This is a genomic window from Anaerolinea thermophila UNI-1 (assembly GCF_000199675.1).
Classification (GTDB): domain Bacteria; phylum Chloroflexota; class Anaerolineae; order Anaerolineales; family Anaerolineaceae; genus Anaerolinea; species Anaerolinea thermophila.
This window is the reverse complement of sequence record NC_014960.1, coordinates 524,261-548,547: the sequence shown is the minus strand read 5'-3', so window position 1 is coordinate 548,547 and position 24,287 is coordinate 524,261. Positions and strand designations below refer to the sequence as shown.

Genomic DNA, 24,287 nt, shown 5'->3' with positions numbered 1-24,287 from the left:
CAAAGGGTACGGGAATTATACCGTTTTAGCGCAGGTCAAGGTACGCCCGCTTGAGATCGTCCTTCAAATCACTTACGCTGGTATAACTTCCAGAAAGCAACTGCTCCAGAATGGTGAGCACCTGCGCGGAGAGGCGCTGGTCGTCAAACGTCCACTGGGCGCGGTACTGCTGGGCGGCTTGCTCGATTTCTTCCGGGCGAGTAGGTCCCAGCGGCAATGCGCCGGGAGCGGGGCGTCCGGTGAGGATGTGGTGCAAGCCGCGCGCGCCCAACTGCACCAGATCCATGTGAATCTCCACCGGCGTCAAGCCCTCGGGATAATAACGCGCCACGTTCCAGTCGATGATATAAATGCCATTCTGCGGGGCTTCCCAGTAGTAGTGCAGAATCTTGTGGTCGCGGTACACGATATTACGGCGGTGAGCCTCTTCCAGAATCTCGCAAATCTGGATGCTCATCAACAGCAACTGCGGGACAGGCAGTAAGCGTCCCTGAGTGACGCTGGCATCGCACATCAGCAAGAGATTGTCTTCGCGGCGGCGGGTCTGCACCAGCAGGTAGGGCGCCCAGCCCTCGCGCACCCGCTGATCCAACTGCTCCAAAAACGTGTCCACGCGCTCCACGCCCATGCGCACGGCATCGCCGCGCAGGGCTTGAATCGCACCAAGATTGTGATCCGGCGGGAAGTCAAAGCCCTCGCCCACCCAGAGGAAACCGCATTCCAGCATGGGGTTGACTCCAGGCACACCCTGCAAGATAGAAAGAATACGGGCTTCCTCGCGGAAGAGCGGCAGGGCGTATTCGGCTTTGTCCATGCGCATGATTTTGAGGGCGGCTTCCTGCTGTTCGCCGTTTCCGGCAAGGTAGGTCGCCCGATAAACCCGCGCCGATGAACCGCGCGCTTCGGGCGTCCAGGCATCCACCGGCTCAAGGAAACTGAGGGCTTGCTCGGGACCAAAGCGGGCTTCCTGAATGCCCTGCAGGGTTAACGGCAGGCGCAGGGTCATGTGCGGGTAAAGGCGCTTCTGAACCTCTTCGGCGCGTTCAAACTCGGTCAGCCAGGGCAAATCGGCAACCAGTTCAGGCTGGTAGAGCAGTAAATCGCCGGGCCAGGTGCCGCGGCGAATGGCTTTCAGCCCTTCCAGGATGCCGTCCAGCCAGCCGGCACTGCCCACCTGATTGCGCATCTCGCGCCCTTCATACTCCCAGCGGGTAATGCACTCGCTGAGATGTTCATGCGCCTGCGGACCGCCGTGCAATTGCTGAAGCCAGTGCGGGGCTTTTTCCAGCGCGCTCTCTGCGCGCAACAGACGGCGGCGGTCGGGGTCAAGTGCCAGCAGGCGGCGCAGTCCCTGGCGGGCAAGGATGAACTCGCGCCTGCCCCAACTTTCCAGCACATCCTGCACCTGCCAGCGCAGGGGAGTCAGCGCCCGGCGCAAATCGTTGCCCGCGCCGGGCAGAAAATGCTCAATATCCGTGATCAGGGTTTCGGAATCCTGATAGGCAATCGTCGTGTGCGGCGGAAGCGGATCCACCTGCACCCAGTTGTAAGTGACGTCCTGCAATTGCTCTACCAACGCGCGCAGAGCAAATGCCTCTTCTCCTTCGCTTTCACCGGTTTGGTCTTCCAAACGCTGAAGCGTGGTTTGCAGGGTAAAGAGAATGCGCTTCAGGACCGGCAAAGGGCGAACATTGAGAGCATCTTCGGGCAACGCCAGCGCCCGCACCTGCTCGACCAGGTCCTGCCAGTTGTCCGGTTCAGGGGCATTTTCCAGAAAAACCAGCATGTACCAGAGCACCTCTTCCCACTGCCCTGCGGCGGCACGCTGAACAGCTTGCAGGATGGCTTCTTTATGGGCAGGGTCTGCCCGGCGGGCATACTCCGCCAGACGGGCAATCACCTGCCACATGGCGCTCTGACTGCCGGGCAGGCTTTCTGCCCAGCGGCACACCGCGCGGATGGACTCCATATCGCCTACTGCGGCAAGGTTGGTGCTGATGTTCCCCGCCATACGCAGGGCATTTTCGTAATCGGGGATCTCTCCCAAAGCAATCAAACGCGCTTGCACATCTTCCAGGGCTTCTCGCAACAGCCCTTCGCCCAGCGTTGGAGAAAGCAGGCGGGCTTCTTCTTCGCGCAGTTGACGCGCCTGCCGTTCGGCGTCCAGGCGCAGACGTTCGATGCGCTGGCGCAAAACTTCCACACTGGAGCGGATTTCCCGCAGGTCCGGCAGAGCCGTTGACCATTCCAGGCGCTCCAGCAGGGCAGGATGCACCTGCCAGAGGAAACGGCTCATTTCTTCCCAAAATTGCCTCAGGTCTTCCACCGGCGAATAGCGCGCTTCCCGTCCGCCTTCGATCTTCTCAATTAACCTGCCGTTGCCCCAGTCAATCAGCGTCACGCTGGTTTGATAGGGATTCCAGAAGAGGTGATCGGGTTTGACATCGTTCCAGAGAATGCCCTGGATGACCTGGTTGTTCCACTCCCATTCGGTGGTGTGAATCAGGGCAAACACATCCAGCACCGCGGCAAGCGCGGCAAGAAGCACCCGTTCGGGGACCGCGCCCTGCTTTGCCAGTTCGCGCAAAAAGGTTTGCTCGGCGGGGGTGTAACCCAACATCTCGGCAGGGGAAAAGCCCATTTGGGCAACCCGTGTCAGGGTGGTTAGGTCAAAGCCGTTGGCACGGGCAATGACGATAAACTGATTCTCGGAAAACTCGGTGCCGGGCTTGCTCACATCCAGCAGGCGGGGCGTGCTCACCCGTCCCTGTAAAGGCTTGAGAATATGTTCCAGGGCTTGCAGGATGCGCCCTTCGGTGCGAATCTGTTCAGCCTGGCGGCGAATCTCCCCCAAAAAGACACTGCGCCGCGGGCGCTTCAAAATGGCTGGCTCATGTGTAACCAGCCCTTCGACCAGATACACTTCACCGGCGTCCCCCTCGCCGAGTTTCTGGATGAGGCTCCAGGCGGCGGACTGTCCCGCCACCACCCCGTTCTCAATGCCCAATGCGCTCATGCCAGCGTGAATTGCATTTCATCCCGCCCGGCAGTGACACTGGAAAACACCTTGCGGGCTTCGGTTTCGGCATGGATGCGGTCTTCGAGGGAAGGATACTGGGTAGGATCAAAGTGAATCAACACCAGTTGGCGGGCTTCCGCTTCACGGGCAATCCGTGCGGCCTCAGTGGGGGAAAGATGGGGCCATTCGTCATTGTGCGGCGTTCCAGGTGCCTGGGAACACTCGGTGAGCAACAGGTCAGCCTGCCGCGCCAGTTTGACGGCGTTCTCGCAGTAACCGGTATCGGTGCAGTATGCCAGCGTTTTACCCGCTATCTGCAGGCGATACCCAAAACAGGGCTGAGAGTGAATCAAAGGCAGTGCCTGCGCCTCAAAGGGCAAGCCTTCAATCCAGCCGGGTTGCGTCTCGACAATATGAACCGGATACCGCAATCCGGTCAACGGCACCGAATACACCGGCGAAAGCAAAGAGTCCAGCGCCCACTTTGTGCCGGGCTGTCCGATGATGGTCAACCCATGCTGGAACTGGTACTTGGCAAGGGTATGCAAACCGATTAAGTGGTCAAGATGAAAGTGACTGAGGAAACAAAACGCCGGACGGTCGCCGCGGATGAAGCGGTCGAGTTTGGCAAAGCCATAACCGGCGTCCAGAATGACATCAAAATCGGGGGCTTGCACCAGCACACTGGGAGTATTCCCCGTGTGGGTGTCAAACCAACCGTTCGTGCCGAGAAGAGTGACCTGTATCTGGCTCATATGCGCCTCGATTATAACCCAACTTCTCACCGGCTTTCCGGCGCATCTTCTTCCAGCAGTTGACGGCGGTAGGTCTCGGCATCTGCCAGAGGCGGCGGCAGTTGAATCTCCAGCCCTTCCAGCGTTTCCACCAGCACCCGGCTGATGACCCAGTCGCGGTACCACTTCTTATCCGCCGGAACCAGAATCCACGGCGCGTATTCGGTGCTGGTACGGGATAGCACGTCCTCATAGGCTTTTTCGTATTCTTCCCAGAGAGCGCGCTCTTTCAAATCGCCGGGGTTGAACTTCCAGTGTTTTGCCGGGTCTGCCAGGCGTTCCAGCAAACGCTGTTTTTGTTCTTCCCTGCTGATGAAGAGGAAGAACTTGAGAATGGTGGTGCCGGTCTCGTGCAACAGACGTTCAAACTGGTTAATCTGCTCGTAACGCTTCTTCCACACCTCGGGCGGGACCAGGTTATGCACCCGCACCACCAGCACATCCTCGTAGTGACTGCGGTTGAAGATGACGATTTCGCCCTTACCCGGCACTACTTTGTGCACCCGCCAGAGGTAATCGTGATCCAGTTCTTCCTGGGTGGGCACTTTGAAGTTTGCCACCTTGACGCCCTGCGGATTGACGCCCTCAAACACCGAGCGGATGACACCATCTTTACCGCTGGTATCCATGCCCTGCAGAATCACCAGCACCTTGTGCTTGCGTTCGGCGTACAGGCGTTCCTGAAGCACTTCCAGTTTGCGGTTGAGTTCGGCAACCGCCGCGCGGGTACTTTCCTTATCGCCCTCGAAATCTTTGGGCGGGTCGGGAGACCAGTCCTTCAGCCTGACTTTCTCCCCAGGTTTGATGAAATACCGTTCCATGGCTTCCCCCATTTCCTTAAAGGATTCGTTGCAGGTTCAAACCGCGCACCTGAGCCGCTTCCTGCAGGGCAGGCTCGGTGCCCAGCACGGCAATCCGCCCGTGATGCGCCAGGTTCTCCACCGCATCCGCCAGACGGCGGAAATCCTCCGGCTGAGTATTCAGCAGTTCGTCACGCAGACGCTGACGGCGCTCGTCGGTGATGCCCAGCAGAGCGCGCACGAAAGCCGTGTACCCTTTGGCGTCCGGCAGTTGATAGGCGTCCAGTTCACCAATGGCGCCGATGATGGCTTTGACCCGCTCACTCTCTTCGATGTGCAGGGTGCGCAGGTACTGCGCCAGTTGATCGTAAGCCTCCAGCGTCTTCAGCAGGTTGGGATCGCGGTAGGAAAGCATCAAAAACGCGCCGGAGTATGGGTCAAAGGAACAAAAGCCGCCATAGGCGCCGCCCTGCACGCGCACCCGCTCCCAAAAGTAGGTGGCGTTGAGGTACTGGGTAATGGCATACATCGAGCCGTGCAGGGTGTACCCGGCTTCAAAGAGGTTGCCGCCTTTGCCCACATAATTCACCTGAGAAGGGATGATCAGCCCTTCCTGCGCAGGCGGCGCCTGCACCGTCCACTGCGACGGAAGTACAGCCCGCTGAGGCAAAGCGGCGAGGAAATCGCTCAGCGCGGGCTGAACCGTCTGCCAGCCCTCACGGTGCACGGTGACATTAGCGCGCAAGCCCTGCCGTTGTAACAAGCGGTCACGGATGCCTTCCAGTCGTGCCTGCACCTCTGCCCAGTTCTGTTCCACCTCGCGTGCCAACTGGCGCAGGAAGAACAGGTAAGACACCCCGCCGGTCTGCTCGCTGAGCCAGCCGGCTTCGTCCAGACCGGCGCGCAGGCGGGTTGCCGCCATGCGGTGACCGCTGTAAATCAGGCGGGTTTCCAGCGAGGCTTTTTCCTCCAGCACCATTTGACGGAAGCGCTCAGCATCGTCCAGGCGCACGCTGGTCAAAATTTCCTGCAACAGCGCCATCAGGTCGGGCGTCTGCTCCAGCATGGCTTTGGCGCGAAGCACCAGCCAGGCTTCGGCATCCTTACGCTCCGGCGCGGCGGAGAGGAACAACTGCGTCCAGATGCCGCCGGTTTTCTGTCCGATGCTCTGAATCAACTGCACGTAAGACTGCCGGGCAGTACCCATTTCGGTGAGGGCGCGCCCAAAGAGCGGGAGCAGTCCCAGCCATTCCTGCGGGATGACGCGCAGGTTGAACGCCAGATCCAGATACACAATGCCGTTGGTAAACAGGTCATGGTACAGGGTGGGAATGCCCGCCAGGGTATGCTCTTCGCTGGGAATGCGGCGGATTTCACGCTCCAGGTCGCTCAGTTTCAGGGTCGGGATGGTTGCCAGCGCTTCAGGCGAGTCGGGGGTTTCCTGACGGCGCTTCAACTCGCGGGTTTCTTCGACTACCTGCTGAAGTTGTTCCGGAGACATCGCCGCGCGGGCTTGCTCCAGACGGTCGCGTTCGGCAGTCGCGCGCCGTTCGGCAAGTGCCGGGTCGGGGTCGAGAATCACCGTGACGCGGTGAGGATTCTCCAGAAGCAGGCGGCGGATGCGCTCTTCGAGCAGGCGTTCCCCCTGAGTGAGGCGCTGACGCAGGTTGCGAAGCGGGGCTTCAAAGCGCAGGGCTTCAATGGGGTCTTTGTCGTACAGCCACAACGCCAGCGCCTGCAACATGACAAACAAGCCTCGCGGGTACGAACCGGTGTTTTGCTCGCGCAGGCGGAACTCCAGGGTGTTCAGCGATGCCCACAGGGTCTCGGCATCTACGCCAGAGTCGGCTAACTGCTGAAGCGTCTCCAGAATCAGGGCTTCGACACGCTCCAGATTTTCAGAGGCTACCCCCTTCAACCCCACCGAGAAAACCGGCTGGCGCAAATCCAGCGTCAGGTTAGCAGCGGTCAGGTCTTCGCCCAAGCCCGACTCAATCAGCGCCTTGCGCAGGGGCGATGCCGGCGTACCAATCAGGACATGCTCCAGCAAAGAGAGGGTGAGCGCCTCGTGAGCATCAGGCACTTCGGGAAGCATCCACGAGAGGGCGATGAAGTGTCGCGGGGCTTCTTCCTCTGTCCCCACCTCGTAGGGCAGGCGCACCCGCCGCGGTTGACTGGCGCGGGCTTGCAGAGGAATCACTGAAGGCACCTGCTTGTACTCAAAATTCTGCAGGTAAGCGTCTATCATTTGCAGGCGCTTTTCGGGAGCGTCATCGCCGTAGAAGAAAATGCGCGCATTAGAGGGATGGTAGAAAGTGCGATGATAGTAGAGGAACTGCTCGTACGTCAGGTTAGGAATCTTCTCGGGGTCGCCGCCGCTGTCCAGCCCATAGGGCGTATCGGGGAACAACTGCCGGATGACCTGGTCATAGATGAGACTGTCGGGCGAGGAATAACTGCCCTTCATCTCATTGAAAACAACGCCCTTGAAGGTCATCTCGTCTTCGGGGTTTTCCAATGCGTAATGCCAGCCTTCCTGCTTCAGGGTGTAGGGCGAAAGCAGGGGGTTGAACACCGCATCCAGATAGACATCCACCAGATTGTAGAAATCCTGCAGATTCTGGCTGGCTACCGGATAGCAGGTTTTATCCGGATAGGTCATGGCGTTGAGAAAGGTATTGAGCGAGCCTTTCATCAACTCCACAAACGGCTCTTTGACCGGATACTTGCGCGAACCGCACAGGACAGAATGCTCCATAATGTGCGGCAAACCAGTATCATCCATGGGCAGGGTGCGGAAGGTAATCCCAAAGACTTTGTTTTCGTCGTCGTTCTCCAGAGAGAGCAGTTCCGCGCCCGTGCGGATGTGACGGTAAAGACGGGCACGGCTGTTGATTTCGGGGATGCGCTCATCCCGAAGCAATTCAAAACCATGAACAGATGAACTCATGCAGAACTCCCGTAAGGTATGGCTGTTACTGCTCATTATACAATCAACCGCAATTTGAAAAGAGGCAACGTAAAAGCCTCCCGCAGTGTATTCCCACGGGAGGCTGAGCATGCACCTTCAAAAAAGAATCAGGCAGGTTGCTCGGCAACCACTTTAATCAGTTCGGCTTCAATGGCGATTTCCACCTCATCGCCAACCAGCCAGCCGCCTGCTTCAAGGGCAACATTCCATTCCAGACCCCAATCCTTGCGGTTGATGGTCGTCGTGGCGCTGAAACCGGCGCTGGTCATACCCCAAGGATTGGTGAGCATGCCGTTGAAGGTCACATCCAGCACCACGGGCTTGGTGACCCCTCGGATGGTGAGATCGCCATACAATCGGGCTGTACGTTCACCGGTGCGCTCTACCCGCGTGCTTTTGAAGGTCAGATGCGGATAATGTTCAGCGTCCAGAAAGTCCGCAGAGCGCAGGTGAGCGTCGCGCTGAGGCTCACGGGTATTAATGCTGGCGGCATCAATCACCACATCCACGCTGGTGTTTTCCGGGTTGCTCTCATCCAGGTTAACCGTTCCGCTGAACTTCTCAAACCACCCGCGCACTTTGCTAATCATCAAATGGCGAACGGTGAACTGAATTTGGGTGTGGGCAGTATCAATTTGCCAGGACATAGACAGGTACCTCCTAAGGCGTAGAATGAATATGGGTAAGATGGGGAGAATTTTTTTGCTGAAGGGCAAGACCCAATTTTTTGCACAATTCCCCGAGCGTGCGCTGTTCCTCCGAAGAGAGCGGCGAGAAGGCTTCGGCAATCAGCGCCGCCTGACGGGGAAAAACCCGCTCGATGAGTTCGCGCCCGGCTTCAGTCAGCACAATGGTCACCATGCGGCGGTCTTCACGACTGCGCTGGCGCTCAATCAAACCGCGCTTTTCCAGGTTATCCAGCACCAGGGTAATGTTGCCGGTGGACTTGAGCAGTTTATGGCTGATTTCCCCCTGGCAGAGCGGGCCAAGGTGATAGAGTGTTTCCAGCACGCCAAATTGCGAAGGTGTCAGCCCTTCGAGGATGCCATCGTGGAAGAGGTAAGACTCCAAAGCGCTGGAGGCTCGGGTGAACTTGATGAAAGTGTCCAGAGCCAGTTTGATTTGAGGGTCGCCCTGATAATGGGTTGGCATCAAAATTCTCCAATTCAAATATTTTGATATTGAAATAATATCATCATAAATCAGAGTTGTCAAGTCCTAAAATAAAGCCCTCCCGCAAGGGAGGGATTGCGGGAGGGGAGGAGTTTCTCCAGTGGAGGGAGAAAAGGTTATCGCACACCCAACAGCAAATCAATGGTCAACTGGTCCAGGCGCTCATACTTCAACCCGCGTTTACCCAGTGACACACGGTCAAAGGTCATACCCTTAAGGCGATTGGCTTTTTCGCGCGAGTAGGCTCCGAAGACGCTCTCCAGCGACGGCTCAGTGGCGTTGATTTCCGCCAGCAAGGCTTGAATTTCAGGATCGGCGTTGAAGCGGGCGGCTTTTTCTTTGAGAATAAGGTAAGTGCGCATACACCCGCGGGCAAAGTCTTTGACGCCCTCGTAGTCCTCAGTGCGGTAGGCGTGAGCGTCAAAGTGGCGCGAGCCGCTATACCCCACATCCTCAAGGAATTTCACCAGGAAGAAGGCGGCTTTGAGGTCACGCGAGCCAAAGCGGAAGTCCTGATCATAGCGCCCGGGGTACTGGTCGTTGAGGTCAATGTGGAAGAGTTTGCCCGCTTCCCATGCCTGCGCCACGCCGTGCAGGAAATTCAACCCTGCCATATGCTCATGAGCCACCTCCGGGTTGACACCTACCATCTCCGGGTGATCGAGAGTCTCAATGAACGCCAGCATGTGTCCGGTGGTGGGGTTGTAGATATCGCCGCGCGGTTCGTTGGGTTTGGCTTCCAGAGCAAACTTCAGGTCATAGCCCTGATCCAGCACATACTCGCAGAGGAAGTTGAGGGCTTCGCGGGTGCGCTTGATGGCATCCACGGGGTTCTTGGTGGCATCGCTTTCCGTGCCTTCGCGCCCGCCCCAGAAGACATACACCTTCGCCCCCAGTTCCACGCCCAGATCAATGGCTTGCATGGTCTTTTGCAAGGCATAGGCGCGCACTTTGGGGTCGTTGCTGGTGAAAGCGCCGTCCTTGAACACCGGATCGCTGAAAAGGTTGGTGGTCGCCATAGGCACAACCAGACCGGTTTCCTTCAGCGCATTTTTGAAGTCGCGCACGATGCGGTCACGCTCGGCAGGGGTGGCATCAATCGGCACCAGGTCATTATCGTGAAAGTTCACACCGTAAGCGCCTACTTCCGCCAGCAAATGCACCAGTTCCACCGGGCTGAGGGCATCACGGGTAGGCGCACCAAACGGGTCACGTCCAGTGGAGCCCACCGTCCACAAGCCAAAGGTGAATTTATGTTCGGGTTTGGGGGTATAGTCTGACATGAGATACACTCCTTCATAACATTTTTTGGAAAAGCACCAAAACGGGAAAACCGGAAGAAGCCCGGAAGAATCCTTTTCTTATTGTAGAGAAGGAACAGATAAAAACCAAGTCTTTTTCCCCTAATTTTGGTAAGGGATTGCCCTTACTTTTATCGTGAAATTTCCCTGTAATAATTGTCTGATTACAAACTGCAACGCATCCGCGCATATGCGAATAGAAAATTTATATATAATGATTCTATATTTGCAGCGCGGAGAGTTTACAAGGAGGCAGGGCACCGGCACTACCCCTCATAACCGCATGAGTCTAAATTCCAACCAGGGTCCTTTTTCATATGCCTATTCCACAGGGGGAAGAAGACGTGTTTCGCCAGCCCGTCCCTCATCCTCTCCATCTTCCCCGAATTCTTCAGGAAACGGGCATTTCTACCCCCCGGATGACAGGAGCGAGTCTTCCCCACCCTCCTCACCGCCGTCCTCTCCTCCTCCCCCACCGGATTTCTTCTTTCAAAACGCCGCCTGGTGGAATCGTTTCTCGGATCAATTCCATAACGACCCGTTTTTCATCTGGCGCATTCTGGGACTTTGCATCGGGCTTTTCGTGTTCTTCTTCCCCGCAACAGTTGGCGCCGCGATTCATCTTTTCGATATTTTTTGGGGAGGGGTAGACCCCAATCTTGTCTCGGATTCATCATTCCTCTGGCTGTTTATCAATGACTTTGTGGTTCGCGAAGTCGTGATCGGAATCATTCTTTGTGCGGGATTGCTCTTCATCATGCTGGCTACCCATGACGAACCCCTTCTTTATCCCATTTTCTTGCTGATTGGTTTGCTCTTTGTTGGGGTCTCGTCTATCTTTTCCGTGGTGGTATCCAGCCGGTGTATTTTGGATTTATCCTGTGATCCCAGCGCATATATTCTTTCCGTTGCGCTAATCCTTGTTCTGGGGATTGCCGGCAGTGCCTTACCCTTCGCCTACCGCATTGGCTCAACCATCCTTTTTTCCGGCGTTTTCCTGATCAGTTTTGCTTACAGTTCCGCCGTCTGGCTGGTTAAACTGGCAGGCACTCCACCCTACATCATTGCCACGCCGGAGATTTTACGCGCTACTCTGCTCTTATTCCTGAATTTTGTGCTGGTGTTCCTCCCCGCAGGTCTGAGCTGGCGACCGCTGATGGAGCAAATGTCTCTCAATCGCCGCAACCCACAACGGGAAGCAGAATAAATGGGGAGATTGTAAAAAAGCCCGACAGCGGTGAGATGGTCTGAACGGCTGATATGGATATGGTATAATCCCTTTCGCTATCAATAAAGTCTGCATTGCCTCAATACCCTGCGTCAAAGCAGGATAGTTTATTTTTGGAAATGAGGTTTTGGACATGTCTTCTTTCGTTCGTGAAACGCCCAATCACTTCAGCCTGCCGCGGCGAATTGCCCGTCTTGGAGATCTGGCATATAACCTGTGGTGGGCATGGAATCCGGAAGCCCTGCGATTGTTCGCTCGCATTGACCGCACCCTGTGGGAACAGGTGTATCACAATCCGGTGGCTTTCCTGCGCCGGGTAGAACGGCGTCATCTCAATGCGGCGACCAACGATCGATATTTTCTGGAAAGTTACGATGCAGTCATTTACGCATTTGACCAGTACATGAATGAGGAAAACACCTGGTTCAAGCGCAACTATCCGCAATTGACCAATCAGCAAATCGCTTATTTCTCGTTCGAATTTGGTTTGCACGAATCCCTGCCGGTATATGCCGGTGGGTTGGGCGTGCTGGCTGGCGACCATCTGAAAGAAGCCAGCGATTTGGGTTTGCCCTTGGCAGGAGTAGGCTTCTACTACACGCAAGGCTATTTCTCCCAACGCATCACCGAAGATGGCTGGCAGGAAACCCGCAACCTGTACCTGAACTACGAAGAACTGCCCGTGGTACCGCTGGTGCACCCGGAAGGCGGTCCCCTGATGGTTTCGGTCACTCTGGCGGGGCGCAAGGTGTTCGCCCGCATCCTGCAGATTCAGGTAGGGCGTGTTCCGCTCTTCCTGCTGGATACCGACGTAGAAAGCAACACTCTTGCCGACCGTTCATTGACCGCTCGCCTGTACACCAGCGATCAGGAAGTGCGTATTTCGCAGGAAATCCTGCTGGGCATTGGCGGCTTGCGCGCTCTGCGCCTGCTGGGCTATAGCCCCACCGTCTGGCACATGAACGAGGGGCATTCCGCCTTCCTGACCATCCAGCGTCTGCGTGAGTACGTGGCACAGGGGTTCTCGCTGGAAGAAGCCAAAGAGCGCATCCGCAAGACCAACATCTTCACCACCCACACCCCCGTCCCTGCAGGCAACGATGAATTCCCTCTGTGGATGATGGACAAGTACTTCTCGCATGTGTACAACGAGTTGAAGATGGATCGTGACCTGTTCATCGACCTCGGGCGCAACATGCAGGAATGGGGCGAGACCTTCAGCATGCCGGTACTGGCGCTGCGTCTTTCCGAGAAGTGCAACGCCGTCTCCGAACTGCATGGACGGGTTTCGCGGCGCATGTGGCATAAACTGTGGGCAGATAAAAAAGAGAACGACATACCCATCTTCCACATTACCAATGGCGTGCATGTGGGCACGTGGATGGCACGCCGCTGGCGCTTGCTGTTTGAGCGCTATCTGGGAATGGACTGGATGGACAATCTGGACGACCCGGAAATGTGGATGATGATTGATTCCATCCCCGACGCGGAAATCTGGGCAGTACGCCGCCACCTGAAGAACAAACTGGTGCATTACGCCATTGAACGCGCCCGCCGTCACTGGGTGACGGGTGAAGCCCATCCCGTGCAGGTGGTGGCAGGGGGCGTTCTGCTGGAGCCCTACTCGCTCACCATTGGCTTTGCACGCCGCTTCGCCACCTACAAGCGGGCTAACCTGATCATGCGCGACGTAGACCGGCTGATTCGCATCATTACCAATGCGGATATGCCGGTGCAAATCATCTTTGCCGGCAAAGCCCATCCAGCCGATGAACCCGGCAAACTGCTCATTCAGCAGGTATACCGCGCGGTGAAAGACTCACGAGCGGGCGGGCGGCTGGTCTTCCTGGAAGACTACGACATGAACCTGGCGCGCCTGCTGGTGCAGGGCGTGGATGTGTGGATGAACACCCCGCGGCGACCCAACGAAGCCTCAGGCACTTCCGGGATGAAAGCCGCCATGAACGGCGTCCTCAATTTCTCGGTGCTGGATGGCTGGTGGCGCGAAGGCTTCAACGGTAAGAACGGCTGGGCAATTGGCGAGGAAAAGGATTACACCGACCCCAACGAGCAGGATGAGCGCGACGCCCAAAGCCTGTATGCCACGCTGGAAAACGAGATCATCCCGCTGTACTACGGAAGCCGCGCCGGCGATGACATTCCACACGCCTGGATTGAGCGCATCAAAGAGTCCATGCGCACGCTCATCCCTCAGTTCTCCACCCGGCGTATGCTCAAAGAGTACCTGCAACAAGCCTACCTTCCCGCCATGGAAGCGGCGGTGCAGATGGAAGCCCTTCCTGGTGAAGGAAAACGCTCGAACTAAACAGGCAATGCCATGGAATCGGTCCTGAGCCTTGAAGTCATTCTGACCGCACTGATGATTTTCGTCATGCGGGTGGTGGATATGTCCATGGACACCCTGCGCATCCTTTTTGTGGTGCGGGGGAAGAAACTCATCACCTGGGTTCTGGGTTTTCTGCAATCGCTCATTTTCATCGTTGCCGTGGCGCGAGTCCTGGGTGGCGACGTGCATCCATTGAGCGTGCTGGCATACGCCGCAGGTTTTGCCACCGGCAACATTGTAGGCATGTTCATCGAAGATAAAATGGCGATCGGTCATGTGCGCATTACCATCATCAGCACGGCGGCAGGTTCGCAAATCGCTCAGGCACTGCGCGAAAGTGGGTATGCAGTGACAGAAATTAAAATGGCGCTGTAACCATGCTCAATTGCAGTGTTCTGAGGCGGGATTTTGACCACGCGGAGGAAGTCATCCGCAAGGCAGACTCCGAAGCCTTCATCACCGCTGAGGAAGTGCGCGCCGTTCATCGAGGATTCTGGCGGTTATAAGATGTTTGAAATCACTTTTCTGGGAACTTCGGCTTCAGCCCCCTCGGTCAAGCGGGGGCTTTCTGCGCAACTGGTCAAGCACAACGAATACCGCTTTCTGATTGACTGCGGCGAAGGCACGCAACGCCAGATTCTCCAGGCAGGGCTGGGTTTCAAACGCCTCAACCACATTTTGATTACCCACGGGCATCTGGATCACATCCTCGGACTGGCGGGGTTGCTCTCCACCTTTATGCGCTGGGAAACCATTGACCACCTGGAAATTTACGGTCCGCGCTCGGCACTGGAACGTATTGACGACCTGCTCACCCGGGTTGTCCTGCGTGGGGCGCGCCCCCCCATGCCCCTCACGCTGATTCCCATCACCCCCGGGGTATTCTTTGAAGGCGATGACTTCCGTGTCTCGGCGTTTCCGGTACATCACCGCGGGAGCGAGAGTTTGGGCTATCTGTTTGAAGAACGCTCGCGGCGCCCCTTCCTGCCCGAAAAAGCCGATGCCCTGGGCGTGCCTGCCGGACCGCTGCGCCGCGATCTGGTTGAAGGGCGAGCCGTGCACCTGCCAGACGGCAGAACCATCACCCCGGATATGGTGCTTGGGGAAGAACGCCCCGGGACGCGCCTGGTGCATGTGGGCGATTGTGGAGAAACCGAGAGCCTGCTGGGCGTTGTCAGCGGTGCAGATGGGCTGGTCATTGAAGCCACCTATCTGGAAGAGGAACGCGAGATGGCACACCAGTTCTCGCACCTCACCGCACGCATGGCGGCTGAACTGGCACAGCGCGCCGGAGTCAAAGCGCTGTACCTCACCCACCTCTCCCGCCGCTACCGTGAGAAAGACGTGCTTGCCGAAGCGCAAAGCGTCTTTCCCAATACCATTGTGGTACGGGATTTTGATACCTTTATCATCAAACGCAACGAGTGAATTTAACCTAACCGCCAAAACGGATGCCATAGCGCTGGAAGATTTCGACCAGCGCTTTTTTGGCTTCCACCGACTCAGGATCCAATCCACGGCTTTGAATGTACTGGCGGGTATCCCAGGCTGCACTGGCAAGACGTTCGCGCAGTCCTACGGGTAACACAGGGAAGGCATCCACCATTTTTTGCAGGAAAGGATCGGCGCGCGGTTTTTCCATAATGGTGTATACCTCGTCGCCCAGTTTTTCGGCAATCAGGCTGAGGTCATCCGCACCGGGCAGACCGTCACCGATCATCCACAGGGCAAGGTCGCTTTGCGATACTCCAAGGTAACGGGCAAAAGCGTAGTACGATTGGGCTTTGCCCTGTTCCTTTTCCCACTGACGGAATTTCTGCTCCAACCACTGGTGAAACTCAGGCATGCGTCCCTCCCCGCAGGAAAGTGTTTGATTCGATTATATTCAAGCCTTACGGAAGGGCAAATGAAAATGCGCGTGAATGGAGAATTATCCCCTTCCGGGGACCCGCGAAGATGCATTGTCTCAGGGGGGATTTAAAACAAAAGAGCGGGAGACGGGATTCGAATATCATCCCCTTCCGGGGACCCGCGAAGATGCATTGTCTCAGGGGGGATTTAAAACAAAAGAGCGGGAGACGGGATTCGAATATCATCCCCTTCCGGGGACCCGCGAAGATGCATTGTCTCAGGGGGGATTTAAAACAAAAGAGCGGGAGACGGGATTCGAACCCGCGAATATCAGCTTGGAAGGCTGATGCCTTACCGCTTGGCCACTCCCGCAAGCGTTTTTATTTTACCCATCCTCAGGCTTAAGGTCAAGGTCTATGGGGATAGGGGAGTGGCTAAAATACTGGGGGAATGAACTCCATGACATGAGCAGGATATGCTGGATAACGTTGTCTATATAATTGGCGAGAATTGAAGCAATACGCAAATAAACGCAAGGCGCATTCTAAGGCAAACCGACAGCGTGAGAAACAGCGGGAGGAGCGTGCTAAACGAGCCAGGTAGTGACGTAGTTCCGCATTATCCCCTTCCACAGAGTAGGTTTCTCTCTTCCCTTCCGAGACTGCGTATCGCCCGCCATGGTACCATAGCCGGTTATAGGCGTCAAAGGCATCACTGAAGTATTGTTTTGCTTTGGGAGCCTCATCTACCATCTCTTGGATGGCGCTGTCTGTGCGTTCCCAGACCACTTTCCAGGCTAAATAACAGCGCGTGTGCCGATCTACAAGGGTGATGATGTAGATCCGGTTTTTTTATGCCCGATAAAGGTGAACAGTTCGTCCATTTCCACTTCCTTAACCTCTTCAGGCAGGGGCACTTCAGAAATTCGTGCGGCGTAGGCTTGGATCCACAACGACACGGTGCGGTGATGAACCCCCAAATGACGGGCGATCCGTCGCAAGTTCATCCCATCTACATACATCTGCAAGGCTTGCTTGCGCATCTCTTCCGGGTATCCGCGCGGTTTCGGTTCAGGTGTGTATTTGTGCCCACAGCGCATACACTTGTAGCGCTGAGCGCCTGACTCGGTTCTCCCGGCTTTATTCTGTCGTTCTGTTTGTTGGCATTTTGGACAGGTTGGCATATCTCTATTCTAATCCAGAATTTTATCCACTCCCTGGGGATAGGCAAACTGCTGCGTCCCATAGACCTTCAAAATCACCACCGCCGCCAGAGCGGTTAGCCCCACGACAAACCCGTAGGATTCCAGGAATACCCCCCATGCCAGAAACGCATAAGCCAGCGTATTGGAAAGGGCATGGAACACCGTCACGTAGAAGAGACTGCCGCCCGTCTGCCGGTAGAGCCAGATATAAACCACCGTGAGCGCAAGGCTGAAGAGCAATTCAGCGCTCCACGGCAAGCCCGACATGGGGTTTTTGGGATTCAACAAGAGGGGCAAGTGCCACACGCTCCATAACCCTGCCATGATCAGCGCCGTATGCCAGTCGGAAAAACGTTCCTGAAAACGCGGCAGGGCAAAGCCGCGCCAGCCGATCTCCTCCCATACGTTTGACAACAGCATGGTCAGAAACACCGGCACGAGGACTCCCCACGAGAACCCCTGCAGATTGGCGCGATGCGGGGTAAAGAGCATCATCAAACTCCATGCCAGCGCCCCCACGAGAATCCAGAAGGCAAAGACTGCTCCCAGCCAGCGCCAGCCCGCCCGCGCCTGAACCAGACGGGCAAACAAGCCGCCCACCGCCTGCCTGCCCTGCGTCCACCATACCACCAGTACCGCCGCCAGAGTGGGACCGCCCCCGCCCAGCAGGGACAACAGCGGATGATCTACCGTCCACACCCCCCGCGCGGTGAGCAATTGAGGAATCCACCCCAGCCAGGAAAACAGGAACGCCAGCAGGTAAAACGTAATCAGCGAATGGCGTTTTATCCAATCGGTAAGCCCGTTGTTCATCGCACACCTCCCAAAAACGTTCAGCGGGGAAAACGCATCCATTCCCAGGCATCCGCAAATGCCTGACGGGCAGAGCGTTCCAGCGCGATGCCCAATTCCCTGCGGGCTTTGGTGGTATCGAAATAGAAGTAATACCCCGCCAGATGAAGCGTCTCCACCGGAACTGGCAGATTTAAAAACCGCTGGAAGGCATTCAGAGGAATAGCCGCCGCCCGGACAATCCCGGCAGGGAGCACCAGCGTGGGGGGCGGCACTCCCACAACCGAAGCCGCCAGGCTGAGCATGGCATGCAGGCTGAGGTTTTCCCCGCCGAGGATATAGCGCTCGCCGGTGCGTCCGCGTTCCAGCGCCGCCAGATGTCCTTCAATGACATCGTCAAGATGCACCACGTTCAGCCCGCCTTCCACCGAAAAGGGAAAGCGGCGGGCGGCAACCTGCCTGAGCAGGGAGCGCGACTGGCGATATACATCGCCCGCGCCAAACACCAGCGCCGGGTTGACGATGACGGCGTCCAGCCCCTGCGCCACCGCCCGCTGGACTTCCAGTTCCGCCAGATATTTGGCATACCCGTAGGGGTAGCGCTCCGGGCGGTAATTCCAGGTGTGATTCTCATTAATGGGGAAGGGCGAGCGGTATTCCGGCACCCCCAGTGCGGCAACCGAACTGGTATGCACCACGCGGCGCACCCCCGCCTCGCGGGCACACCGCAGAACCGTGCGTGTGCCTTCCACCGTCACCGCATAGAGTTTGCCAGGGTCGCTGCTACCCATCCATGCCGCGGCGTGAAAGACTACCTCAATGCCTTCCATGGCGCGTGCCACCGTCTCCGGCTGGGTGAGGTCACCCACGGCATGCTCCACATCCAGCCCTTCCAGCAGGGTCAGCACGCTGGAAGCGCGGTGGAACGCGCGCACGCGGTGACCCGCCTGCACCAGGACGCGGCACAAATTGCCGCCAATGAATCCGCTTGCGCCGGTTACCAGTACGTTCATGCCAGCCACTCCACAATGGTGGCTTCGCCCTGACCCACGCCCACGCACAGGGTTGCCAGCCCGTAGAACGGGCGCGGCATGTACGGCGCGCGGCGGCGCATCTCATGAATCAACGTGGTGAGGATGCGCGCACCCGAACATCCCAGCGGATGCCCCAGCGCAATCGCCCCGCCGTTCACGTTGACTTTATCATGGGGTAAGCCCAGTTCGCGCATCACTGCCAGGGTTTGCACGGCAAAGGCTTCATTGATTTCCACCAGGACTATCTGCTCCAGCGTCAAGCCGGCACGCGCCAGCGCCTTGCGGGCGGCAGGAACGGGTCCCATGCCCATGATGCGCGGGGGGACGCCCGCAACGGCAGAACTGACGATGCGCGCCAGCGGTTTCAAGCCCAGTTGCGCGGCACGCGAGGCACTCATCAACAGCAGGGCGGCGGCGCCATCATTCAACCCCGAGGAATTACCCGCCGTCACCGTGCCGTTGGGACGGAACGCCGGTTTGAGTTTTGCCAGCGATTCCAGGGTAGTGTCGCGGCGGGGACGCTCGTCGGTATCCACCATGAGCGGATCGCCCTTTTTCTGCGGGACGGGCACGGGGACGATTTCCTCGGCGAACTTTCCCGAGTCGATGGCGGCAATGGCACGCTGATGGCTGGCAAGCGCAAAGGCATCCTGCTCTTGGCGGGTGATACCGGTCATCTCGGCAATGTTCTCCGCCGTCTCACCCATGGACTCAGTACCGTACAGCGCCTGCATGCGCGGATTGGGGTAACGCCAGCCCAGCGCTGTATCGTAAGCCGTCAGGTTGCCGAAGGGGAAGCCCGTCTCGGCTTTGGGCAGAGAGTAGGGCGCGCGGGACATGCTCTCTACCCCGCCCGCAATGAACACATCCCCCTCGCCCAGGCGGATTGCCCGTGCCGCCATGTTTACCGCGCTCAGCCCGGAAGCGCATAACCGGTTGACGGTAACCCCTGCCACCTCAACGGGAAAGCCTGCCAGCAAGAGCGCCATGCGGGCAACGTTGCGGTTATCCTCGCCCGCCTGATTGGCGCATCCCAGCATGACCTCTTCGACCAGCGCAGGGTCTATCTGCGTGCGCTCCAGCAGGGCTTGCAGAACGTGCGCCGCCAGATCATCCGGGCGCACCCGAGCCAAACTGCCCCCCAATGCACCGATGGGGGTGCGAACAGCCTCAATGATTACAGCCTCTTCTACCATGCTTTGATTGTACATCAGGAAAATCCCAACTTGCCCCCGAAAGGCAAAGAAAAATCACCCCGCTGAAGACTCAGACGGGGTGATCCAGGATGAAAATGAATGGAATGGCGTTATGCCAGGAACAGCCCCAGCGCCAGCAGGACAGGCGTCGCCAGGTTGATGATGACGTTCATGCCCATAGAGGGAATCAGCGCGGGGATGTTTTCGGCATTTTCAAATGCCCCGCGGAAGGCTTTCCAGGATAGCACCAGTGTCAGCAGAGCCAGCAGACTGGTCCAGGGCAGAAGGCGCAATGCTACGCCCACACCCACCGCCAGGTACGCCCCCAGCAGGAACAAACCGTATACCACACTGCTGGCGCGCCGTCCCAGCACAATGGGATAGTGCCGCCTGCCCACGCTTTGATCGGCTTCGACATCCGGAAACTGGTTGAGCAGTAGCAGGTTGCTGACCAGGAAGGTCGGCACCAGCGAAGCGATGAACGCCGTCCAGGTGTATGTGCCGGTCAGGGCGTAGTGCGTGCCCATCACCATGAGGATGCCAAAGCCCAGCCCGGGGACAATGAGACACAACACAGGCTGATACACAAACCACAAAGTATAAGTGACCAGAATCACCAGCCCGAGGATACCCAACGGGAGCAGTCCCCAGCCCTGCTTCCAGACAAAGTACAGCCCCACCAGCGCAGTGACGGCAAAGGACGCCCACGCCAGAATCAGCGTGGCGCGCGCCATTTCGGGATGGGCTTGCAAACTGCCGCTCCCGCCGCTGAAGGGGGTGCGCTGGGTGCGCGAATCCAATCCGCTCTTGAAATCGTAATACTCATTGAAGACGTTGACACTGATATGCGCCGCCAGCGCGCCAATCAGGACAATGAGGATATCCAGCAGGGAGAGATGCCCCGTCTGCCGGTAGGCCGTGGCTACACCCACCGCCACGCAAGCCGGGGTGAGCAGAAGAAAGGGAACCCGCATGGGACCAAACAGGAAGGGAAAGGGTTTCATCGTGAAAAAACCTCTCGCGATATGGGATGAAACTGCCCCAACAGGGGCGCAAAGATTTTATCATCCTCTTTCTTGTTAGAAAATCTTTTATGTCCTGCTTGGGAAGGTTCTCACATCCGGGAATACCTGTTATTCTGAGGGCATTTAAAGGGGATATTAACCCAAAATCTGCGCACCCAGAGGGGTAGAATGCAGATAAAACGCCCGTGCAGGCACGCCCTGTTTTTGAAAGGCAGTTTGCATGGAATGCGCCACGGGTTCAGGGTCTTGATAGGGGAAGGCGATTAAACTGGGACCCGCCCCCGAAAGCGCCACTGCCGCCGCTCCCGCTTCTTTTGCCGCCCGCAGAGCATCCTGCGCCCCGGGGATGAGCGGCAGGCGGTAGGGCTGGTGCAGTCGGTCGTCCATCACCCTGCCCAGCAGTTCCAGGTCTCCCCTGCGCAGGGCTTCCACGACCAGCGCCGTCCGCCCGAGGTTGAACACGGCATCGCCATGTTCCAGCAGTGCCGGCAGTGCCAGCCGCGCCGAACGGGTGGAAAGACTGAACTGTGGAAGCACCACCACCATCTGCATTGGAGCGGGTTCAAAGCGTTCCACCAGCCAGCCCTGTGGAGTGTTGACCGAAACCGTCAGCCCGCCGAACAGCGCGGCGCTGGCATTATCGGCATGTCCTTCGAGAGATACAGCAACGTCAAGCAAACGCTCCGCCGGGATGTCCCTTCCGCTCCATGCCCGCGCCGCCAGCAAGCCCGCCACTACCGCCGAGGCGCTTGAGCCTAACCCCGAACCTACCGGCACGTGATTCTGTACGCGCAAACGCACTCCGCGCGGTTTCGGCGCGCCCAGTTGGTGAAGCAAGCGGAAAAAGGCGGTGAGAATCAGGTTGTCCGGCTTTTTGGAGAGCGCCTCGGCGCCCTCGCCGTGAATCTCCACGCAGATGCCTTCGCCCTCAAAGCAAAACTCGGCTTCATTCCACAGGTCCAGCGCCAGTCCCAGACAATCAAAGCCGGGTCCCAGGTTTGCCGTCGTCGCCGGCACGCGCACGGTGAAGTTCATCGGGAAACTCCCAGAATGGCTTCTTCCAGCGCGTCCATGCGGGCGGGCAGACGAAGGGGAGCGGGCATGTTGTGCGCAATGATCTCCGGGTCTTTCAGCCCGTGACCGGTGCACACTGCCACCACCCGCCTGCCGCGCAACTCGCTCAGGCGCATTTTGCCTTCGCGCAACTGGCGGGCAAGTCCCGCCAGCCCAGCCGCCGAGGCAGGCTCCACCCACACACCTTCGCCTGCCAGACGCCTCTGCATGGCAAGGATTTCGGCATCGCTCACCGCAATGATGCGCCCGCCGGACTGCTCGGCGGCTTCCAGGGCTTGCTCGCCGCGGGCGGGCTTGCCGATGCGGATGGCGGTTGCCACCGTTTCGGGATGCTCTACCGGATGCCCCAGCACCAGCGGCGCGGCGCCCTCTGCCTGTACGCCCAGAATGCGCGGCAGTCCGCTGGAACGACGGGCGTGATCCTGACGGAAGCCCATCCAGTACGAAGTGATGTTGCCGGCATTGCCCACCGGCAGGCATAACCAATCGGGAGCGCTCCCCAACGCATCCACAATCTCAAACGCGGCGGTTTTCTGCCCTTCCAGACGATAGGGGTTGAGCGAATTGACCAGCGCGATGGGGTGACGCTCGGAAATCTCCACCACCAGACTCAAAGCATCGTCAAACGACCCCTGAATCTGAATCACCTGCGCGCCGTACGCTACCGCTCCCGCCAGTTTTCCCGCCGCTACCTTGCCTTCAGGGATGATGACAATGGCACGCATCTGCGCGCGGGCGGCATATGCCGCCGCCGATGCCGCCGTGTTGCCGGTCGAGGCACAAATCACTGTATGCACCCCGCGCCCAAAGGCTTCGCTGATGGCGGCAGTCATCCCGCGGTCTTTGAAAGAACCCGTCGGGTTCATGCCCTCAAATTTGACGAACAATTCGAAGCCGCCGCCCAGTTCCTGCGCCAGCCGCGGCATGGGGATGAGCGGCGTGTTGCCTTCCAGCAGGGTCACCGGACGGGTGTGAGCGGGCAAGTCCATCCATGCGCCATAACGCGCCAGCACGCCAGAATAAAGAGAAGAATCAGGGGTGTTCAAGAAACCTCGCATCCATAAGGAGAGATGATGAGAACCACAAGGAAAGCGGGCAGTTGCGTGGGGAAGGGTTCAGACTTCCCGATATTTTAACGCAAACGCCGCCCGAAAAGGTTCGGACGGCGGGGGAATTTTCAATTTATCCTCAAGCCTCGAGGTGAATCTCGTATGAGGTGGTGATCTCGGCTTTACCGCGGATGGTTGCCGCTACCGAACAGTATTTCTCTTCCGACAGGGCGATGGCTTGCTCCACGGCTTTTTCGGTCAGGTCTTTACCGCGGAAAACATAATTCAGATGAATTTTGCGGAACGTCCACGGCGGATCGGCTTCCTGCTCTGCGGTAGCAAAGATTTCCAGCCCGGTGAGGGTGAGTTTCTTTTTGGTGAGAATTTCCACCACATCCACCGCCGTGCAGGATGCCAGCGCCACCAGCAGTAATTCCGAGGGCTTCATTCCTGTGCCTTCAGCAGGTGTGGAGATGACCACCGAATGGTTGGTGGAATCCACCCCGATAAACTCTTTCTGTCCCGTCCATTTAATGCGTGCAGATGCCATTTTTTCTCTCCCTTTATTGTGCTCTCGTAATCAACTCAATCAATTCGCGCAAATTCTTCTCGGCAAGGCGCGGGTCAGTGCGGGCTTCTTCATCCAGCAGGCAGGTGACCGCGTACTCTTCCAGCAGGGAACGGCTGAAACTGCGCAGTGCCGCCTGCACTGCCGAAACCTGCTGAAGAATTTCCCGGCAATCCCGCTGATTCTCCAGCATACCCTCTACGCCGCGAATCTGTCCTTCGATGCGGCGCAGGCGTTGAATCAATGTTTCCTGTAATTGTGGATCGCGCAATTTCATTGTACACCCTCACAAGGAAAAAGAAAGCCAGCGCACGGCTGGCAAGCGGTTTACCCCGCTCAACTGAAGAGGCTTCCTTTGGAAGAACACCCTGAGGAAGCAGAGGGCGAGGACAAACTCCAGGTAGGCGATGAGCCGCGCGTGGCAAAGGTGGAAATCTGCCTGCGGGTGCGCAGACTGCCGCAGGCAGGACAGCGCGGGTTGACGTCGCACTCGCTCAGGCTGACCAGTTTTTCGAAATCTTCCTGGCACTCATCGCAATGGTACTCGTACAACGGCATAGGCGATGAACTTGCTCCTTTCGTTTCCAATATACCCTACTGGAGTATAGCATGTCGTCAGGAAGCGTCAAGGGAAACCTTAACAATTTCCAGGACTTTCTTAAATTCGAGTAATGAAGTCTAAGGCTTCAGCAGGATGAGCAGCAAAGTAGCGTCTAGCGTGGGGAAGATAACGAAACTTCAGTTTGCCCGGGAGAATGCCCAGCACCAGATGGTTGATACAAGCCATCGCCTGTTCCATTCTTCTTCTGGCTATCTCACGATAGTATGAAACGGGAACTGTTGGAAATTTTCACATATTCA

At 57.6% G+C, this 24,287-nt stretch carries 24 protein-coding genes and 1 tRNA gene; 5 read left to right on the top strand and 20 right to left on the bottom strand.

The features are described 5' to 3' along the window. Positions 1 to 25 precede the first annotated feature (25 nt). The 7 genes from ANT_RS02545 to xylA form a co-directional block, all read right to left on the bottom strand. On the bottom strand, positions 26 to 3,016 hold the full coding sequence (locus ANT_RS02545) for a protein kinase family protein (RefSeq protein ID WP_013558942.1): 2,991 nt from the start codon (positions 3,014 to 3,016) through the stop codon (positions 26 to 28). Beyond that, positions 3,013 to 3,774 carry a ribonuclease Z gene (locus ANT_RS02540; RefSeq protein ID WP_013558941.1) on the bottom strand — a complete coding sequence of 254 codons (762 nt, stop codon included), beginning with the start codon at positions 3,772 to 3,774 and terminating at the stop codon, positions 3,013 to 3,015. The genes ANT_RS02545 and ANT_RS02540 overlap by 4 nt, the downstream gene beginning before the upstream one ends. A gap of 26 nt (positions 3,775 to 3,800) precedes the next feature. Beyond that, the gene (locus tag ANT_RS02535; RefSeq protein WP_041455218.1) at positions 3,801 to 4,634 is read right to left on the bottom strand and encodes a polyphosphate kinase 2 family protein; all 834 of its coding nucleotides are present in this window, start codon (positions 4,632 to 4,634) and stop codon (positions 3,801 to 3,803) included. Positions 4,635 to 4,650: 16 nt separating this feature from the next. Next, positions 4,651 to 7,563, bottom strand: coding sequence for an insulinase family protein (locus ANT_RS02530; protein WP_041454536.1), 2,913 nt, complete (start codon positions 7,561 to 7,563; stop codon positions 4,651 to 4,653). Between the two features lie 128 nt (positions 7,564 to 7,691). Then, positions 7,692 to 8,231 (bottom strand): YceI family protein, encoded by a 540-nt coding sequence (locus ANT_RS02525; protein ID WP_013558938.1) that lies wholly within the window; start codon positions 8,229 to 8,231, stop codon positions 7,692 to 7,694. A gap of 13 nt (positions 8,232 to 8,244) precedes the next feature. Continuing rightward, a complete protein-coding gene (locus ANT_RS02520) occupies positions 8,245 to 8,736 on the bottom strand; it encodes a MarR family winged helix-turn-helix transcriptional regulator (protein ID WP_013558937.1) in 492 nt (163 codons plus the stop codon). Between the two features lie 137 nt (positions 8,737 to 8,873). Continuing rightward, complete coding sequence (gene xylA, locus ANT_RS02515) at positions 8,874 to 10,040, bottom strand: xylose isomerase (RefSeq protein ID WP_013558936.1); 1,167 nt, start codon at positions 10,038 to 10,040, stop codon at positions 8,874 to 8,876. Between the two features lie 301 nt (positions 10,041 to 10,341). Here xylA and ANT_RS02505 point away from each other — a divergent pair, with 301 nt between their 5' ends. The 5 genes from ANT_RS02505 (at position 10,342) to ANT_RS02490 (ending at position 15,061) form a co-directional block, all read left to right on the top strand. Further along, positions 10,342 to 11,265 (top strand): hypothetical protein, encoded by a 924-nt coding sequence (locus ANT_RS02505; protein ID WP_155817975.1) that lies wholly within the window; start codon positions 10,342 to 10,344, stop codon positions 11,263 to 11,265. Positions 11,266 to 11,419: 154 nt separating this feature from the next. Then, positions 11,420 to 13,612, top strand: a complete 2,193-nt coding sequence (glgP, locus tag ANT_RS02500) for an alpha-glucan family phosphorylase (protein WP_041454530.1) — start codon at positions 11,420 to 11,422, stop codon at positions 13,610 to 13,612. A gap of 12 nt (positions 13,613 to 13,624) precedes the next feature. Then, on the top strand, positions 13,625 to 14,008 hold the full coding sequence (locus tag ANT_RS02495) for a DUF5698 domain-containing protein (protein ID WP_013558933.1): 384 nt from the start codon (positions 13,625 to 13,627) through the stop codon (positions 14,006 to 14,008). Between the two features lie 2 nt (positions 14,009 to 14,010). Continuing rightward, a complete protein-coding gene (locus ANT_RS17255; protein ID WP_013558932.1) occupies positions 14,011 to 14,139 on the top strand; it encodes a DUF2179 domain-containing protein in 129 nt (42 codons plus the stop codon). 1 nt (position 14,140) lies between these two features. Further along, positions 14,141 to 15,061, top strand: a complete 921-nt coding sequence (locus tag ANT_RS02490) for a ribonuclease Z (RefSeq protein WP_013558931.1) — start codon at positions 14,141 to 14,143, stop codon at positions 15,059 to 15,061. 7 nt (positions 15,062 to 15,068) lie between these two features. On the opposite strand, the gene ANT_RS02485 is transcribed toward ANT_RS02490, so the two are convergent. The 13 genes from ANT_RS02485 to ANT_RS17985 all read right to left on the bottom strand — a co-directional run bounded on the left by ANT_RS02485 (position 15,069) and on the right by ANT_RS17985 (position 24,213). After that, positions 15,069 to 15,479, bottom strand: coding sequence for a helix-turn-helix domain-containing protein (locus ANT_RS02485; protein WP_013558930.1), 411 nt, complete (start codon positions 15,477 to 15,479; stop codon positions 15,069 to 15,071). A gap of 305 nt (positions 15,480 to 15,784) precedes the next feature. Then, positions 15,785 to 15,856: transfer RNA gene (locus ANT_RS02480), tRNA-Gly, on the bottom strand. Positions 15,857 to 16,304: 448 nt separating this feature from the next. After that, positions 16,305 to 16,667 carry a helix-turn-helix domain-containing protein gene (locus ANT_RS02475; RefSeq protein ID WP_013558928.1) on the bottom strand — a complete coding sequence of 121 codons (363 nt, stop codon included), beginning with the start codon at positions 16,665 to 16,667 and terminating at the stop codon, positions 16,305 to 16,307. Between the two features lie 9 nt (positions 16,668 to 16,676). Continuing rightward, positions 16,677 to 17,501 (bottom strand): CPBP family intramembrane glutamic endopeptidase, encoded by an 825-nt coding sequence (locus ANT_RS02470; RefSeq protein WP_013558927.1) that lies wholly within the window; start codon positions 17,499 to 17,501, stop codon positions 16,677 to 16,679. Between the two features lie 20 nt (positions 17,502 to 17,521). After that, a complete protein-coding gene (locus ANT_RS02465; RefSeq protein WP_013558926.1) occupies positions 17,522 to 18,493 on the bottom strand; it encodes an NAD-dependent epimerase/dehydratase family protein in 972 nt (323 codons plus the stop codon). Beyond that, positions 18,490 to 19,725 carry a thiolase family protein gene (locus ANT_RS02460; RefSeq protein ID WP_013558925.1) on the bottom strand — a complete coding sequence of 412 codons (1,236 nt, stop codon included), beginning with the start codon at positions 19,723 to 19,725 and terminating at the stop codon, positions 18,490 to 18,492. Before ANT_RS02460 ends, ANT_RS02465 begins: the two co-directional genes overlap by 4 nt. Positions 19,726 to 19,820: 95 nt before the next feature. Continuing rightward, the gene (locus ANT_RS02455; protein ID WP_013558924.1) at positions 19,821 to 20,714 is read right to left on the bottom strand and encodes a prenyltransferase; all 894 of its coding nucleotides are present in this window, start codon (positions 20,712 to 20,714) and stop codon (positions 19,821 to 19,823) included. 156 nt (positions 20,715 to 20,870) lie between these two features. Further along, complete coding sequence (thrB, locus tag ANT_RS02450; protein WP_013558923.1) at positions 20,871 to 21,770, bottom strand: homoserine kinase; 900 nt, start codon at positions 21,768 to 21,770, stop codon at positions 20,871 to 20,873. After that, positions 21,767 to 22,867, bottom strand: a complete 1,101-nt coding sequence (gene thrC / locus ANT_RS02445) for a threonine synthase (protein ID WP_013558922.1) — start codon at positions 22,865 to 22,867, stop codon at positions 21,767 to 21,769. The genes thrB and thrC overlap by 4 nt, the downstream gene beginning before the upstream one ends. A gap of 130 nt (positions 22,868 to 22,997) precedes the next feature. Continuing rightward, entirely contained in the window at positions 22,998 to 23,408 is a 411-nt protein-coding gene (locus ANT_RS02440) for an OsmC family protein (protein WP_013558921.1), read from the bottom strand. Positions 23,409 to 23,421: 13 nt separating this feature from the next. Then, positions 23,422 to 23,703, bottom strand: coding sequence for a metal-sensitive transcriptional regulator (locus ANT_RS02435; RefSeq protein WP_013558920.1), 282 nt, complete (start codon positions 23,701 to 23,703; stop codon positions 23,422 to 23,424). Positions 23,704 to 23,762: 59 nt separating this feature from the next. Further along, a complete protein-coding gene (locus tag ANT_RS02430; RefSeq protein ID WP_013558919.1) occupies positions 23,763 to 23,984 on the bottom strand; it encodes an FmdB family zinc ribbon protein in 222 nt (73 codons plus the stop codon). A 100-nt stretch (positions 23,985 to 24,084) separates the two neighbouring features. Then, entirely contained in the window at positions 24,085 to 24,213 is a 129-nt protein-coding gene (locus ANT_RS17985; RefSeq protein WP_269447649.1) for a hypothetical protein, read from the bottom strand. Between the last annotated feature and the right edge of the window lie 74 nt (positions 24,214 to 24,287).